The 16,081-nt window shown below is 56.9% G+C and carries 17 protein-coding genes and 1 pseudogene; 9 read left to right on the plus strand and 9 right to left on the minus strand.

What is annotated here, in order from left to right:
* The 3 genes and pseudogenes from MO767_RS20950 to MO767_RS20960 form a co-directional block, all read left to right on the plus strand.
* Positions 1–923: pseudogene (locus MO767_RS20950) on the plus strand (hypothetical protein); the annotation flags it as partial.
* 343 nt (positions 924–1,266) lie between these two features.
* Complete coding sequence (locus MO767_RS20955) at positions 1,267–1,464, plus strand: hypothetical protein (protein WP_282482059.1); 198 nt, start codon at positions 1,267–1,269, stop codon at positions 1,462–1,464.
* Between the two features lies 1 nt (position 1,465).
* Positions 1,466–1,699: a hypothetical protein gene (locus tag MO767_RS20960; RefSeq protein WP_282482060.1), complete on the plus strand. Its 234-nt coding sequence runs from the start codon at positions 1,466–1,468 to the stop codon at positions 1,697–1,699.
* 39 nt (positions 1,700–1,738) lie between these two features.
* Here the strand turns inward: MO767_RS20960 and MO767_RS20965 are convergent, their stop codons facing one another.
* On the minus strand, positions 1,739–2,869 hold the full coding sequence (locus tag MO767_RS20965; RefSeq protein ID WP_282482061.1) for an integrase: 1,131 nt from the start codon (positions 2,867–2,869) through the stop codon (positions 1,739–1,741).
* A 157-nt stretch (positions 2,870–3,026) separates the two neighbouring features.
* On the opposite strand from MO767_RS20965, the gene dusA reads away from it, so the two are divergent.
* The gene (gene dusA / locus MO767_RS20970; RefSeq protein WP_282482062.1) at positions 3,027–3,992 is read left to right on the plus strand and encodes a tRNA dihydrouridine(20/20a) synthase DusA; all 966 of its coding nucleotides are present in this window, start codon (positions 3,027–3,029) and stop codon (positions 3,990–3,992) included.
* 178 nt (positions 3,993–4,170) lie between these two features.
* Complete coding sequence (gene tal, locus MO767_RS20975) at positions 4,171–5,097, plus strand: transaldolase (RefSeq protein ID WP_282482063.1); 927 nt, start codon at positions 4,171–4,173, stop codon at positions 5,095–5,097.
* Positions 5,098–5,170: 73 nt separating this feature from the next.
* Here tal and rssC read toward each other — a convergent pair whose 3' ends face one another.
* From rssC to MO767_RS20990, 3 genes are all read right to left on the minus strand, one after another.
* Positions 5,171–5,653, minus strand: a complete 483-nt coding sequence (rssC, locus tag MO767_RS20980; RefSeq protein ID WP_007935262.1) for an anti-sigma factor antagonist RssC — start codon at positions 5,651–5,653, stop codon at positions 5,171–5,173.
* A complete protein-coding gene (gene rssB, locus MO767_RS20985) occupies positions 5,653–6,834 on the minus strand; it encodes a two-component system response regulator RssB (protein ID WP_010456296.1) in 1,182 nt (393 codons plus the stop codon). The genes rssC and rssB overlap by 1 nt, the downstream gene beginning before the upstream one ends.
* 352 nt (positions 6,835–7,186) lie before the next feature.
* Complete coding sequence (locus MO767_RS20990) at positions 7,187–7,876, minus strand: VacJ family lipoprotein (protein ID WP_282482064.1); 690 nt, start codon at positions 7,874–7,876, stop codon at positions 7,187–7,189.
* 200 nt (positions 7,877–8,076) lie between these two features.
* On the opposite strand from MO767_RS20990, the gene MO767_RS20995 reads away from it, so the two are divergent.
* Together MO767_RS20995 and MO767_RS21000 are read left to right on the plus strand one after the other, a co-directional pair.
* On the plus strand, positions 8,077–8,697 hold the full coding sequence (locus MO767_RS20995) for an HAD family phosphatase (RefSeq protein WP_282482065.1): 621 nt from the start codon (positions 8,077–8,079) through the stop codon (positions 8,695–8,697).
* A gap of 110 nt (positions 8,698–8,807) precedes the next feature.
* Complete coding sequence (locus MO767_RS21000; protein ID WP_008151367.1) at positions 8,808–9,071, plus strand: DUF4404 family protein; 264 nt, start codon at positions 8,808–8,810, stop codon at positions 9,069–9,071.
* A gap of 48 nt (positions 9,072–9,119) precedes the next feature.
* Here the strand turns inward: MO767_RS21000 and queF are convergent, their stop codons facing one another.
* A complete protein-coding gene (gene queF / locus MO767_RS21005) occupies positions 9,120–9,950 on the minus strand; it encodes an NADPH-dependent 7-cyano-7-deazaguanine reductase QueF (RefSeq protein WP_282482066.1) in 831 nt (276 codons plus the stop codon).
* Between the two features lie 61 nt (positions 9,951–10,011).
* Positions 10,012–10,533 (minus strand): cupredoxin family protein, encoded by a 522-nt coding sequence (locus MO767_RS21010; protein ID WP_282482067.1) that lies wholly within the window; start codon positions 10,531–10,533, stop codon positions 10,012–10,014.
* Between the two features lie 155 nt (positions 10,534–10,688).
* Here MO767_RS21010 and MO767_RS21015 point away from each other — a divergent pair, with 155 nt between their 5' ends.
* Positions 10,689–11,369: a heavy metal response regulator transcription factor gene (locus tag MO767_RS21015; RefSeq protein ID WP_008151374.1), complete on the plus strand. Its 681-nt coding sequence runs from the start codon at positions 10,689–10,691 to the stop codon at positions 11,367–11,369.
* Positions 11,369–12,715 carry a heavy metal sensor histidine kinase gene (locus MO767_RS21020; RefSeq protein ID WP_282482068.1) on the plus strand — a complete coding sequence of 449 codons (1,347 nt, stop codon included), beginning with the start codon at positions 11,369–11,371 and terminating at the stop codon, positions 12,713–12,715. The genes MO767_RS21015 and MO767_RS21020 overlap by 1 nt, the downstream gene beginning before the upstream one ends.
* 34 nt (positions 12,716–12,749) lie before the next feature.
* On the opposite strand, the gene MO767_RS21025 is transcribed toward MO767_RS21020, so the two are convergent.
* From MO767_RS21025 to MO767_RS21035, 3 genes are all read right to left on the minus strand, one after another.
* Positions 12,750–13,994, minus strand: a complete 1,245-nt coding sequence (locus MO767_RS21025) for a lipoprotein-releasing ABC transporter permease subunit (protein WP_095128737.1) — start codon at positions 13,992–13,994, stop codon at positions 12,750–12,752.
* Between the two features lie 64 nt (positions 13,995–14,058).
* A complete protein-coding gene (lolD, locus tag MO767_RS21030; RefSeq protein WP_282482069.1) occupies positions 14,059–14,742 on the minus strand; it encodes a lipoprotein-releasing ABC transporter ATP-binding protein LolD in 684 nt (227 codons plus the stop codon).
* A gap of 7 nt (positions 14,743–14,749) precedes the next feature.
* Positions 14,750–16,000 carry a lipoprotein-releasing ABC transporter permease subunit gene (locus tag MO767_RS21035; protein ID WP_282482070.1) on the minus strand — a complete coding sequence of 417 codons (1,251 nt, stop codon included), beginning with the start codon at positions 15,998–16,000 and terminating at the stop codon, positions 14,750–14,752.
* Positions 16,001–16,081: the final 81 nt, after the last annotated feature.

A 16,081-nucleotide genomic window follows, 5' to 3' on the forward strand; every position in this document is an offset into this window, starting at 1 on the left:
GTCCTGGGTCATTTTTCAATCGGCAGGGTGGGTCAGTTTTCAATCAGCGCCAACACCGACGCATGCTGCGGGCTCTCGATCCATGCTGGAAGAGTCCTTCACACTGCTTTTACGTGTATGCGGCGCACCCAGACCGTAAGCAGTTCGCCGTCAGCTTTTATAACCCAGGTCGACCAGCCGACGTCGACGACTACAAGCTGCATCAATCGAGCTATGGGTTAGATATCGAATACAAGGCAGGCGCTCCTCGGCAAGCAACAGGTGGTACAGGCGCTCGTGGCCGTTCGTACCAGCTCAACCGCATCGTCGGGGGCATGATTACTTCGTCGACAGAAGATGAGATCGCCCAGCGATTGTTTGAGTACGACAACACCGAGCACGCCGGAGATGAATACTTTCGCGACCGCCAGTACAGTCGCAACCGCCCACACCCAGGAGAGAGCCAGGAAGCCGCTGCATGGCGTTCTTGCAAGGTATTTACGAAGTCACACATCAACTCTCTAAAGCGCAAATTTCGCAAACAATATGACATTAAGATCATCAATGCAAAGGCGCAATCTAAAGATCCGATGCCCATGCACGATGCGATGATCAAGTTTAGATCAGTGAAGAAGCACACTTCGCCGAAGGGTGCCATATCAGCTCTGGTTGAGATACAGGTGATGTCCGGCGAGCATGCAGGCCGTCACTTTTGGCATAGGTTCTACGGCGACGGCAATCACCCCACTGCGATAAAAATCAGTAAGTCGATCCAAGACAAAATTGCCAAGGCCACCAAAACCGACATGCAACAACTGATGGACTTAATCAAAGCAGAAGGTCATATAGTCCTTGCGAGAATTAAACAAAATCCCGAAACTAACGGATTCCCAGCACAGAACGAAATTGGTGATTTGCATTTGACAACAAACCACACACACTAAAAGAATGTGGTATTATAAATAGTGCCTTGAAGTTTACTTCCTTTTTCTTCTCGGTATGACATCTAGCCCCGCACGGCCTCTCTCCCGGCGGGGCTTTTTTTATTTCTTCGATAAATTAATTAAGCCCATCAAAGTATAGTTTCAGCATACTTTGAGTAAGGGTACGCTCTCAGGGTGATGTAAAAAAGTGCCCTTTGCGCCTTGACGCCATTCAACGAAACATATTCCATATACTGACAAGCCGCAGGTACGACACCGGGTTTTTTGAGAGAGAGGAAGCACTGACGGTCATGACGGCGGGTGCTTTCGAGATAGCAAAATGCAAAAAGGAATCGCGCAAGACATGGGCTTTCTGACCGAAGATGATATTGCCCATCTGTTCAACGTGAGTAAGTCAACACTCGACAACTGGAGAAGGAATGGTACGGGCCCGGCCTACGCCTATGCGGGAAATAGCTTTTTCTATCCAGTCGGTGGGGTGAGTACCTTTCTGATGTCAAGGGTGAAGGGTTTTGGGTTCACTCATGGTGGAGCGATCTGACATGAGCGACATCAGAAGCAAAATGGCCGATGAGATCAACTGCTACACAGCAGAGGACATCAGTGAGCTCGCTAAGGTCAACCTTGACACTCTGGCTTACTGGAGAAAACACGGGAAAGGCCCCAAGCCGATCCGCTTTGGCTCTGCTTACTTGTATCCAAAAAACGCTGTTATGGAGTTTATCGGTAGCTTGATGGAAACAGATCAAGACGACTTTATCAGGAAGTGCATTTAATATTTAATATAAGGGGCCAGCTGGCCCCTTTTTTGTTGATTAAGCTTGCGCCCCTCTCATCTCGCCCATCTGCTGGACAAGCCAGTCGACCTGCTCGCTCAAATGCTTGGCGTCCTGCTGCTTGATGTTCAAAGCATTATAGGCAGTATGGACATCAGAAGCTTTGACGTGCGTGTAGCGCTTCAGAGTTTGCCAGTCGCGATGTCCACTCATCAAAGCAACCTGGGGAACGTTAAGCCCAATACCGAAGAAGTCAGTGATCGCTTTATGCCGAAGGTCGTGAAAGCGAACGGGGCGAGTCACGCTTGATTGATCACGAGCGCGAGAGAACGCGACAGATACGGATTTAGGGTTATAAGGGAAGATAGGGCCAGCGGTGCGCGTCCCCACCCACTCCTCAACAATCGTCCATGCTGACGGCAGCAGTGGAACGGTTTCATTGTTTCCCATCTTTTCGTTCGGATGCTTTCTGTCCCTGATAACAACTGTTTTGTTTTCCCAGTCCAGATCTTCGATGCGGATGTTGCAAATCTCGGACTGCCGCATGGATGTGAACAACCCAAATCTGATCAGCTGCGGCATGTTAATGATCTGGCGCTTTTTGGTTGCGAACACGCCGATGATCGCGTCAATCTCTGATTGAGTTGGAACGCATTCAACCTCCCTACTTTTGATCCGCAGCTTGTGATTGCTTTTAAGACTCTTGCGAGCCTTGTCTGCCATATCCGCATCGACGTCCAGATGCTTAACGTCGTAGCAGTAGCGCAGAATCGTAGACAACAGTGACAGATCGCCCGCAATGGTCTGACCCTGGACACCCTCTTTCTTCCTAGCCTCAATGAAGGAATCCAGGTGGCTTTTCGACAGGCGCTCGATTCCGATTTTCCCGAACCTCTCCTTCAGAGCCTTGTAGATGAAAAGAGCACTCCGCTGAAGGGTACGCCCATGCTGTATGTAATTAAGGTAGTCGTCGATATAATGAGCGACAGTTGAGCCCTTTGGAGCAGCCGTCCTGCCTGTTGCCTTTATTTCTTCAAGCTGACGCTCTTTCTCCTTCGCGAACGCTTTTGCCAGTTTTTCGGAGGAGAAGGTGGCGCTGATCGACTTATGGCCTTTGGCTCGAATCAGGACACGCCAGTTGCCGCTGGGAAGCTTTTGAAAGGAAGCCATTCTCGTGTTCACTCAATGTTCATTTACCCGTACCCGATGCATACCTTTGATGCACACGGCGTGTACCCCAGGCGTACCAAAACCGTCATTTTGGCCCCTGAAATGTACACGAACGATAGCACAAAATCATGCTGAAGGCCTTTAAATACAAGGCTTTATGAATCGTAAATTCTCTGTAGCACCCATGATGGATTGGACAGATAGGCATTGCCGTTTTTTCCTACGCCTACTCTCCAAACACGCCCTCCTCTACACCGAAATGGTCACCACCGGCGCGCTGCTCAACGGCGATCACGACCGCTTCCTGCGTCACAACGAGGCCGAACACCCGCTCGCCCTGCAACTCGGCGGCAGTGTGCCGCTGGACCTGGCGATGTGTGCACGCATGGCGCAGGAGCACGGTTACGACGAGGTGAATCTGAATGTCGGCTGCCCGAGTGATCGGGTGCAGAACAATCTGATCGGTGCGTGCCTGATGGGGCATCCGCAGTTGGTGGCTGATTGTGTGAAGGCGATGCGCGATGCGGTGTCGATTCCGGTGACGGTGAAGCACCGCATCGGGATTAATGGGCGGGACAGTTACGAGGAGTTGTGTGATTTCGTCGGCACGGTTCGGGATGCCGGGTGCACGAGTTTTACGGTGCATGCGCGGATTGCGATTCTGGAGGGATTGTCGCCGAAGGAGAACCGTGACATTCCGCCGCTGCGCTATGACGTGGCGGCGCGGTTGAAAACGGATTTTCCGGAGCTGGAGATTATTCTCAACGGCGGGATCAAGACGCTGGAGGCCTGTCACGAGCATTTGCAGACGTTCGACGGCGTGATGTTGGGTCGTGAGGCCTATCACAACCCTTATGTGATGGCTGAGGTGGATCAGCAACTGTTCGGCAGCACGGCGCCGGTGATTAGCCGGGCGGAGGCGCTGGCGCAGCTGCGGCCTTATATAGCGGCGCATATTGATGCGGGCGGCTCGATGCACCACATCACTCGGCATGTGCTGGGGCTGGGCACCGGGTTTCCCGGGGCGCGGAAGTTTCGGCAGTTGTTGTCGGTGGATATTCATAAGGCTAAAGAGCCTTTGGCGTTGCTGGACCAGGCGGCGGAGTTGCTTGAGGGGCGTTAACGGTCGCTTGGGTTGAACCTGTGGTCTGATTTGGCATCGTATTTATCGATACCGCGCCCCGCCTTTCAAACATCCGTTTTCCGGTTGTTGTTCCTGGGGCCCTCGATACGTACACGTACCCTTGAGTGGCTGTCAGCGCTCGGGTAATGTCATTAGACCCATAGGACAGAGCACGCCCATGACTTCCAAGCTGGAACAACTCAAACAAATGACCACCGTGGTTGCCGACACCGGCGACTTCGAAGCTATCGCTCGCGTTAAACCCGTGGACGCTACCACCAACCCTTCCCTGCTGCTCAAAGCGGCGGCCATTCCCGGTTATGCCGAGTTGCTGAACGCTTGCGTCAGCGACTGCAAGGGCGATGTGGGCCTGGCCAGCGACCGTTTTGGCGTGGCGGTAGGGCAAGAAATTCTGAAAGTGATCCCAGGCCGTATTTCCACCGAAGTGGATGCGCGCCTGTCGTTCGACACTGACGCCGTATTGAAGCGTGCGCACCGTCTGATCGACCTGTACGACAAGGCCGGCATTGGCCGTGACCGCGTGCTGATCAAGATCGCTTCCACCTGGGAAGGTATCCGCGCTGCCGAGATTCTGGAAAAGGAAGGCATTCAGTGCAACCTGACGCTGCTGTTCTCCTTCGCTCAAGCGGCGGCTTGTGCTGACGCAGGCGTATTCCTGATTTCGCCGTTCGTGGGCCGCATCTACGACTGGTACAAGAAAGCCAACGGCAACGACTACACCGGCGCGGATGATCCGGGCGTGCAGTCGGTGACACGCATCTACAACTACTACAAGGCCAATGACTACAAGACTGTCGTCATGGGTGCGAGCTTCCGTAACCTGAACCAGATCGAGCAGCTGGCCGGTTGCGACCGCCTGACCATCAGCCCGGATCTGATTGATAAGCTGGCGGCGGACACTGGCAAGCTGGAGCGCAAATTGGCCCCGGGTCATGCTGGTGAAGCGCGTTTGAGCTTGAATGAAGAGCAGTTCCGCTGGTTGTCCAACGAGGACGCGATGGCGACCGAGAAGCTGGCTGAAGGTATTCGTCAGTTCGCTCGCGACCAGGAAAAACTCGAAGCATTGCTGCAAGCCAAGCTCTGATCCAATAAGAGCAAACGCAAAAAGGGCGAACCCTCACAGGTTCGCCCTTTTTTGTGCGCGGTCGCTTATGGAATCAGTGACGCTCGAGCGCGTTCACCAGATCATGAAACGCTTCACGATTGGAGTCGTTCAGCCCCATGAGAATTTTGTGCGCTTCGAGCACTTTGATCCGCACCACTTCTTCGGACTGATCCTGGTCTGGCAGGTCGGTCAGGCACTCAGGGCACGGGATCGGGCGGTCAACGATGTTGAACACTTGCTCAAAGCCCATGGACTGCAGCAGACGGGTGATGTCTTCGTGGGTGGTGACGACGGTAGGCAGCAAGCCGACCTTTTGCCGCGACAGGATCGACAGCTTGGCCAAAAGGCCAAGGGTGGTGCTGTCGATGCTGCGGGTTTCGGTCAGGTCGATCACGATTGCGTTGAAGTTCAACGCCGTGAAGATCCGCTCAATAGTCGCATCCAACGCCGAACACAGGGTCAGGCGAACTTCACCGACGAACTTCAGGACGAAGGTGCCATCCTGCTCGGCGAACTGGATTCTACCGGTACTCATTAAAGATTCCTGCTCAACACCAACAGGGCGATATCATCCGGCATCTCCCCTAGCGTGGCCAATCCAAAAACCTGCCGCAGACCATCCAGGCTGCCGCCCGCTGCCTTGACCCGTTGGGGCAAAGCCGCTTCTTTTTCTTTGAGTGTAGGTTCTGGCAAAAGGTCCAGAATGCCATCGGACATCAGCGTCAGGCTGAACGTCGGCGGCAGCTCCAGTACGTGATCTTCGTAAGTGGCTTCGTTGAAGAGGCCCACCGGCAGACCACGCCCTTCCAGATAACGAACACTGTCTGGCGTGTACAACACAGGCAACGGCAAATGACCACCGATGCTATAGGTCAACAAACCTGTCTCCTCGTCGATGACTCCACCGACCATTGTGACGTGTTTACCCAGCTTACAACTGATCAGGCCTCGGTTGATATGACCAAGGACCTCTGAAGGCTTGAATTCCGGCAATGTGCCGCTGCGCTTGGATTCGAACAGCAAGCGCGTGGTCATGAACTTCAGCAGCACGGTAACGAAGGCTGAAGAGGCGCCATGACCGGAAACGTCCGCCAGGTAGAAGGCTACCCGACGCTCGTCGACCCGAAAGTAGTCGACGAAATCACCCGACAGGTACAGCGACGGGATGATCTGGTGAGCAAACTGGAACTCGTCGATGGTCCAGGGGCTGACCGGCAGCATGTTCATCTGCACCTGGCGACCGGCGTTCTGGTCTTCCTGGAGCAGGTTCAGGCTGGCGGCGAGCTCGCGGTTGGCCTTTTCCAGCTTCTCGCGGTAGCGCTGGTTTTCCAGCAGCAGGCGCGCACGATCCAGGGCCCGGCGCACAGAATGCTCGAGCACAGCCAGATCTTCGAGAGGCTTGATCAGGTAGTCCGCCGCGCCCAGGCGCAGAGCCTCGACCGCGTCGTTCATCACGCCGGCGCCCGAAACCACAATCACCGGGGTTTGTGGTGACAGCTCGGTGACCTGGCGAATGAGTTCGAGTCCGCCCATCTGCGGCATGCGCAGATCGCAGATGACCAAGTCGGGCTTGTCTTGCTCGAATACCTGAAGACCCTGCTGGCCATTGCTGGCCTGCAAGACGCTGAAACCACTGTCTTCCAAATAGGCGGCGAGGCTCGCGCGCACTACTTCGTCATCATCGATTATCAGCAGCGTGGCACTGGTTTTTGGCATGTGGGCAAACGGCGCCAGAATTAGGTTGGCGTAGCAGGCAGGGGCTTTGTCCCGGCTCACACTACTGGATTCGCTTTCTAGCCTCTCTACTGCACTGTTTTCGAGCGTTTGCCCTACACACAGGCACACCAGAGGTGCCCTTCTAAGGCGCAGACGGTACTCCCATCCGCGAGGCGTTTCAAGCTCACGCCGATGGTCGCTTGACGTCTTTCGATTTCAAATCACCGGGAGTTATAAGAACAGGCAAAACCGTAACGTAATGGAAGGTTAAAACCCATCAGTCAAACCAGCCCGGAAAGCCAAACGAAAGAAGGCGGCCCACTGGCCGCCCTCTTCGTTTTACCGGTCGAGATCAAAAATCGTCTTCGACCTGGCCGTCTTTTACTTTGAATTCGCGGTTCTGCAAGTACGCATTGCGGATGAAGGTGTACTTGTCGCCGGTGATCAGCTTCTCACTCGACAGCAGATTGGCGCGGGTGTCGATGATGTTCAGGCCGAAGATCGAGTTACGCACGGGCACGTCGTTGATGTAAGGGTACGGGCCGGTGTAGCCGTCGACATACTTGGACGGTGCGTCACGCACCGTGCTTGGCCCCAACAACGGCAACATCACGTAGGGGCCGCTGCCTACGCCCCAGTAGCCGAGGGTCTGACCGAAGTCTTCGTCATTGCGTTGCAGGCCCATCTTGGTGCCCACATCAAAGAAGCCCAGCAGGCCGAAAGTGGTGTTGAAGATCAAGCGCGCGGTGTCGACGCCAGCGGCGGCCGGTTTGGCCTGCAAAATATCGTTGGCAAGGTTGGTGACATCACCGACGTTGCGGAACATGTTGTGGATGCCGTCTTCAAGGAACTGCGGCGTCACGAACTGATAGCCCTGGGCCAAAGGCTTCAGCGCATAGGTGTCGAGCACATCGTTGAACTTGTAGATCGGGCGGTTGATGCTTTCCCAAGGGTCGTCTTCCGAGGCTGCCTGTGCAACGAACGGAACCAGCAATACGCTGGTAAACACACAAAACTGAGCTAGATGATTGCTCCAGCGCATAGAAAAACTCCTTGGATTGTACTGGCGCGGGCACTTGGCCCAAGCGTTAAGCGGGCTAGTATAAGACGGAAAAGCCGCTTTAGGCAGCACCCTGCAAGGCAGCCTGCGGATCATTCGTGATGATTGTGAGCGATTCACGTCAGTGTCACTCAACTGTCACCGTCGCCCCCTAGCCTTGAGGCTATTTCAGGGACGTTGATATGCCGCACGCCGAAACCTTGCCCCACATTGCACCCAGTCTGACCGCTGTACTGTTTGGCCTCAGTGGTTGCCTGGTGGATTTCGGCGCACGCACACATACCCAGCGCAGCCACTCTGCTGTGCATACCGAGGCCACGCCCGGTGCATTGGACAGCTTGCGCAGCTTGCAGCATCAGCAGATTCCCTGCGCCTGGCTGGATGAGCTCCCCCCTGCCCTCAGCCATTCCCTGGCCGCTGCATTACCTTCATGGATCAAACCCTCGCAACACTTCGAAACAAACAATCCATGGCCGGCACCGCACGCCTGTTGGCAAGCCTTGATGACGTTGAATGTTCAACGACTGGAGGGTTGCGTGCTGGTCAGCGGCGAACCGCGATTGCTGCAAGCGGGGCTCAATGCCGGATTGTGGACGATTGGGCTGGCGTCCTGCGGCTCACTCTGTGGCCTGGCGCCCAACGAATGGCAGGAACTGACTCAGCAGGAACGGGAATTCAAACGCGGCAAGGCAACGGTGCAACTGTTCGGTCTGGGTGTGCATTCTGTGATCGATCACCTCGGTGAACTCGACACTTGCCTGGCCGACATCAGCCTGCGCCGGCTCAAGGGCGAAAAGCCCTGATCGAGATCATGCAGGTTGCGCGCGAGTGGATTAATCTAAAGGTCAAGCCATAGACCTTTGGCGTGCTGCTGCGGTCTATGCCAGTGCCTATCGATAAAAGGAAGAACGCCATGCCTGCCCGCGAACTGCAACAACAGCTCAATACTCTGCGCGAGCAATTGGAACAGAATCCACCGCTGACCGAAGCCGAGCGCGAAGACCTGCACGCGCTGATGCAACAGATCGAACTGGAACTGGAGCTCGAAACCAAAACCCAGGACTCCAGCCTCGCCGACAATGTGAACCTGGCCGTCGAACGCTTCGAAATCGAACACCCAACCCTTGCTGGCACCTTGCGCAACATCGTGCAAGCCCTGGCCAACATGGGGATCTGAACCCGCCGAATACAAAAAAGCCCCGCTAGTAATAGCGGGGCTTTTTTCTTACTGGCGGACCAGCCGATGGTTCGGCAACTGCACGGTTTCAGTACTGCGATACGGGTTGATGTCCAACCCACCGCGCCGTACATACCGCGCATACACCGTCAATTTCTCCGGTTTCAACAACCGTTGCAGGTCGAGGAAAATCCGCTCCACGCACTGTTCATGAAAGTCCGAATGCTGACGGAAGCTCACGATGTATTCCAGCAAACTCGCGTGATCCAGCGCCGCACCACGGTATTCCACCGCCACGCTACCCCAGTCCGGCTGACTCGTAACCGGGCAGTTGGATTTGAGCAAATGGCTGTGTACGCTCTCCTCCACGATGCGCGATTCATCGCAACGCAGCAGTTCCGGACGCGGATGCTCATAGTTGCTGACGCTGATGTCCAGATCATCAATGCACACACCCGGCAACGCCACGACCCCTTCGGCCCCAACGTCCTTGAGGCTGCGAATCCGCACGCCGACCGGTTTACCGGCAGCAGCCGACAGGTCTTTGGCCAACGTCGATTCAAGGCTTGCGGTGTCGGCAAACGGTGTCTGGTTCAGGGAGTTGAGGTACAGCTTGAACGACTTCGATTCGATGATATTCGGCGAATCTGCCGGGATAGTGAACTCGCCAATCGCCACCACTGGCTTGCCGGACGGCAACAGCCACGACAATTCGAAGCAGTTCCAGAAATCCACGCCCTTGTATGGCAGGGTTTCTGCCGTCAGGCCCAGCTCGGCCCATTTCGCGGTGCGCGGGATCGGGAACAGCAAGGACGGCGTGTAGGTGGCGATGTATTCGCTGGATTTGCCCAGCGGCGAGCGTTCGGCTGCGGGATGCATGGCGGAAACCTGACTGAAGAATCAGCGGATTCTACCAGCCTTTGCTCCCGCCTTTGAGTGCTTACTGACTGACAGTCAACTTACCGACCATGCCGGCCTGGTAATGACCTGGAATGTTGCAGGCAAATTCCAGGTTGGTGGCCTTGGTGAAAGTCCAGGTGAGCTCGGCGGTTTTTCCAGGTTCAACGAGCACACTGTTCGGGTCGTCGTGCTTCATTTCATGCCCCATACCGGCCATGGCGCCGTGATCCATTTCCTTCATGTCTGTAGGCGTGAGCATGCCGCTCTGCTGCATATTCATCATTTCCTGCTGATGCCTGGCATGCATCGCCGCGTCACCGAGGTTGAATTCGTGCAACAACTGGCCTTTATTCACTAACACAAAACGAACCGTCTCACCGGCCTTGATATCAATAGCCTTGGCCGTGAATGACATATCGCCCATGACGACTTCAACACTGCGAGTCGCCTTTGCCGCCTGGGCCGGCTGGCCAAAATCGTAGGTATGCGCCGGGGAAGCCCACGCCGGCGAGCTCAGCGCCAACAAACACGCAACCCGCACCAGTGATTTGCGCAAAAACATAGTCGTACTCCAACAAGATAAGGTTCAGCCTGTAGAAAACTCTAAACTGCGGCGACTGCCCTCAACCTGACAGCCAGATTACAACTTTGTCAGGTTGACCTGTATTACCGTCGCCCACGGTATAAAGCGTTCGTTCCAATTGCCTCGAGTCGCCCATGAAACTGCTGATCGTCGAAGACCAACCGAAAACCGGCCACTACCTGCGCCAGGGCCTGACCGAGGCCGGTTTCAACACTGAACTGGTGGCGGATGGCAGCACCGGCCAGCAACTGGCGTTGACCGGCGATTACGCCCTGTTGATTCTCGATGTGATGCTGCCCGGTCGCGATGGCTGGCAAATTCTGCAAGCGGTGCGCGGTGCCGGCCTCGACACGCCGGTACTGTTTCTGACAGCGCGCGACGCGGTGGAGGACAGGGTCCACGGCCTCGAACTGGGCGCCGACGACTACCTGGTCAAACCGTTCGCCTTCTCCGAGCTGCTGGCCCGGGTCCGGAGCCTGTTACGCCGTGGTAACGCCACACCTCAGGAAACCAGCCTGCAACTGGCGGACTTGCGCCTTGACCTGATACGCCGCCGGGTCGAACGCAGCGGTCAGCGCATCGACCTGACGGCCAAGGAATTCGCCCTGCTGGAAATGCTCCTGCGCAGGCAAGGCGAAGTCCTGCCCAAGTCGTTGATCGCTTCCCAGGTCTGGGACATGAACTTCGACAGTGACACCAACGTCATCGAAGTGGCGATCCGTCGCTTGCGCCTGAAGATCGACGATGAATTCCCCAACAAGTTGATTCACACCGTGCGTGGCATGGGTTACGTCCTTGAAGAGCGCCCCGCCTGATGCGTCGACTTTCATTAAGCAGTCGCCTGGCGCTTCTGTTTGCGGCGTGCACCGCCGTGGTGTCGCTGTTCGCCGGGGTGTTGTTCAGCCGGGCCAGTGAAGCGCATTTCGTTGAACTCGATCAGCAGTTGCTGGACGGCAAGTTGATTGGTTTGCGTCGCGCACTTCATGACATTCAGCCGAGTGAAAGCGAAGTCAAACTGGCCGATGAATTGAGCCGACAGGCTGATCTGTCGCTGCGGATCACCGGCAGCGACGGCAAGCGCTGGTATGACAGTTCGAAGCGCCTGCCCCAGGCATTACCGACCCAACCGGGTTTGTCCACAGTGAGCAGCGAAGGTACCGACTACCGCGTCCTCAATGCTCCGTTGTACCTCGACAAACCTGACTCACCGCAGTTGACCTTGTTGCTGGACATCACCCATCACCAGCACTTTCTGCAACGCATGCAGCACCTGATCTGGCTGACAGTCGGCCTGTCGGCACTGGCCACCGCCCTGCTCGGCGCCTGGGCAGCGCGCAGTGGGTTGCGACCGTTACGGCGTATGAGTGCGGTTGCCAGCGGCGTTTCAGCGCAATCGCTCAATTCACGCCTGCCCGAAGAAAACATGCCACCAGAACTCGCGGAAATGGCCCACAACTTCAACGCCATGCTCGGACGCCTCGACGACTCTTTTCAGCGGCTCTCAGCCTTCTCCGCCGACATCGCCCATGAATTGCGCACGCCGTTGTCGAACCTGTTGACCCACACCCAGGTCACCCTCACACGACCACGCCCCATCGAGGATTACCGCGAAGCACTGCACAGCAATCTCGAAGAACTGCAATGGATGGCGCAACTGGTCAACGACATGTTGTACCTGGCCAAGGCTGACCACGGGTTGTTGATGCCCAAGCGCGAACCGCTGGAGCTGGCGGAAGAAGCGGATCTGCTGCTGGAGTTTTTTGCGCCACTGGCTGAGGACGCCGGGGTAACGCTGAGCCGCGAAGGCAGCGCGTGCATGGAGGGTGATCGCAGCATGTTGCGCCGGGCGCTTTCCAATTTGCTGGACAACGCGTTGCGGTTTACGCCGGTCGAAGGCGAGGTTCGAGTGCGGATTGTTGATCAGCCCAAGGGGTTGAGCCTGACGGTCGAGAACAGCGGCGACGGAATTGACGGGGCGTTGCTGCCACGTTTATTTGATCGCTTCTACCGGGCTGACCCGGCACGCCAGGAAGGCAGTAGTGAACATGCGGGATTGGGGTTGGCGATCACTCAGTCAATCATCCGCGCCCATGGCGGGCAAATTCGTTGCGAATCGGATAACGGGTGGACGCGGTTTGTGATTGAGTTGCCGCAAACCTGATCGTTCCCACTGCGTGGGAACGATCAGGGGTGACTTACGAATACCGCAACGCGGTAGCCGGCTCGACTTTCGCCGCACGCCATGCCGGGTAAACGGTGGCGAGGAAGCTCAGAATGAACCCGGCGGAGCAGATCAACACCACATCCGCACCCTGCAGTTCGGACGGCAAGTTACTGACGAAGTACACGTCGGAACTGAAGATGTGCTGTCCACTGACCCGCTCCATCCAACCCACCAGTTCACTGACGTTCAGCGCCGCAATCACGCCGAGCACACCACCAATCAACGTACCGACAACCCCGATCACGGTGCCCTGCACCATGAAGATCGCCATGATCTGCCGCGGCGTGGCGCCGATGGTGCGCAGGATCGCGATGTCCGCACCTTTGTCGTTCACCACCATGATCAGGGTTGCGATGATGTTGAACGCCGCCACGGCGACGATCATCAGCAACAGCAAACCGATCATGGTTTTTTCCATCTTCATCGCACTGAACAGGCTGCCCTGTGTGTGAGTCCAGTCATCAGCTTTGTAAGCGGTGCCTAGCCCGCCAGCAATATCGCTGGAAACCTTCGGCGCCGCGTACAAATCCTTCACCGCCAGGCGCACGCTTTGCACTTGATTCGGCGCCCAGTGCTGCATCTGCGCGGCATCGGCCACGTGGATCAACGCCATGGAACCATCCAGCTCGGCGCCAACCTTGAACACGCCGACCACGTTCAACCGCTGCATGCGCGGGGTGATGCCGCCCGGTGCAGTGCTGACTTCCGGCACGATCAGGGTGATCTTGTCGCCGACGTTCAAGCGGAAGCGGCGTGCGGTGATCTCGCCGATCACCACGCCGAACTCACCCGGCTTCAAGGCATCGAGCCGCCCCTGAACAATGTGCTGGGCGACGATCGACACCTTGCCTTCCAGCGCCGGATCAACGCCGCTGACCTGGATCGGCTGCATTGTCCCCTTGTAGGACAGCATGCCTTCCATCTCGGTGAACGGCACGGCGGCCGTCACTTCGGGATTCTTCATGGCCGCCGCAGCGACGGGCTGCCAATCGTCGATCGGATTGACGCCGACGATAGTCGCGTGAGGCACCATGCCGAGGATCCGCGAGCTCATTTCGCGCTGGAAGCCGTTCATGACCGACAGCACCACGATCATCGCCAGCACGCCCAGGGCGAGGCCGATCATCGAGGTCATCGAGATGAAGGAGACAAAGCGATTGCGGCGCTTGGCGCGGGTATAGCGCGCGCCGATAAAGATCGATAACGGTCTGAACATTCGCTGGGCACCGTATAAAAATAAAAGACCCGACGTACTGTTCAGTACGCCGGGTTTCGGCCAATCAAATGGGCGTCAGGCAACCTTCCTGCAAATGCAGGACGCGATCCATCTGGCGAGCCAGGTTCATGTCGTGAGTCACCACCAGGAACGCCGTGCGCATCGAGGTGCTGAGTTCCAGCATCAAATCCTGAATGCCCTGGGCGGTGTGGGAATCGAGGTTGCCGGTCGGCTCGTCGAGCATTACCAGGCCTGGCTTGTTCACCAGGGCGCGGGCGATAGCCACACGCTGACGCTCACCACCGGACAATTCGGCTGGTTTGTGCTCCAGGCGATGGCCCAGCCCTACCCGCTCCAGCAATGCCGTCGCACGCTGACGCGCTTCCGGGATCGCAGTCTTGCCGATCAGCAGCGGCATGCAGACGTTTTCCAGCGCGGTGAACTCAGGCAACAAGTGGTGGAACTGGTAAACGAAACCCAGCGACCGATTGCGCAGCAAACCGCGAGCCTTTTCGTTCAGCGCCGACAGCTCTTCACCGGCCAGCCAAACACTGCCCTTGGTCGGTGTATCGAGGCCGCCCAGCAGGTTGAGCAAGGTACTTTTGCCCGAGCCCGAGGTACCGACAATCGCCACGCGCTCACCCGGATGCAGCTCCAGTTGCAGACCGGCCAGAACCTCTACCGACTCCGGGCCTTCCTCGTAGGATTTGCCCAGGTTGCGGCAGCTCAAGATTGCTTTATCACTCATGCCCAACTCACTCATAACGTAGCGCCTCCGCAGGCTGGGTGCGCGCGGCACGCCAGGCTGGATACAGGGTGGCGAGGAAACTCAGGACCAACGCGGCGGCGCAGACCATCAACACATCCTGGCTCTGCACTTGCGACGGCAGGTAATCGATGAAGTACACGTCGGAGTTCAGGAACTTGTGCCCGATCAGACCTTCGAGGGCCGAGATCGCGGCGCTGACATTCAGCGCGGCGAAGATCCCGACCACGGCGCCGATCAGCGTCCCGACCACACCAATGACTGTGCCTTGCACCATGAAGATCGCCATGATCGACCCCGGCGTGGCGCCAAGGGTGCGCAGAATCGCGATGTCGCCCTTCTTGTCATTCACCACCATCACCAGCGTGGAAATGATATTGAACGCGGCAACCGCGACGATCAGCAGCAACAGCAAACCGATCATGGCTTTTTCCATGCGGATCGCCTGATACAGATTGCCATGGGTGCGCGTCCAGTCGCGGGCATAGAAATGGTCTTCGCCGAGTTGCTGGGCGATGCTCCACGCCACGCGTGGCGCCTGGAACAGGTCGTCGAACTTCAGGCGGATGCCCTGGACCTGATCCGGTTTCCAGCGGTGCAGCTTGGCCAGATCCTGCAGATTGGTGATGCCCAGATAGCCGTCCAGCTCACCGGCGCCGACATGGAAGATGCCGACCACGGTAAAGCGTTTCATGCGTGGGAACATCCCGGCCGGGGTCACGGTGACTTCCGGCGCCACAAACGTCAGTTTGTCGCCGATCGCCGCACCCAACTTGGCCGCGGCCTTGTCACCGATGACGATGCCGAAACTGCCCGGAGCCAGGTCATCGAGTTTTCCCTGCTGCATGAAGTTATCAATGATCGAGACCTGCCGTTCCAGCGCAGGATCGATCGCATTGAGCAGGACTTTGGAAACCTTGCCGTTGTTGGTCAGCAATCCCTGCATCTGGGTAAACGGCGCCACGGCCGTCACCTGCGGGTTCTGTTTGACCTTGGCGGCCAGGCTTTGCCAGTCGCTGATCGGCTCACCGGACTCGATGGTCGCGTGGGGCACCATGCCCAGCACGCGGGTGCGCATCTCATGATCGAAGCCGTTCATGACCGACAGCACCACAATCATCACGACCACGCCGAGGGCGAGTCCGATCATCGAGGTCAGGGAAATGAATGACACAAAATGATTGCGACGCTTTGCACGGGTATAACGCGTGCCAATAAATACGAAGAGAGGTCTGAACATGTCGGGGCTTGTTCGGAGGGAAAAGGAACGTCCTTGTGGCGGGGGTCGATAACCAGCTTTACACTCAGACCACCGCCGCTA

The sequence above is a fragment of the Pseudomonas sp. UYIF39 genome, assembly GCF_029963765.1.
Lineage (GTDB): Bacteria > Pseudomonadota > Gammaproteobacteria > Pseudomonadales > Pseudomonadaceae > Aquipseudomonas.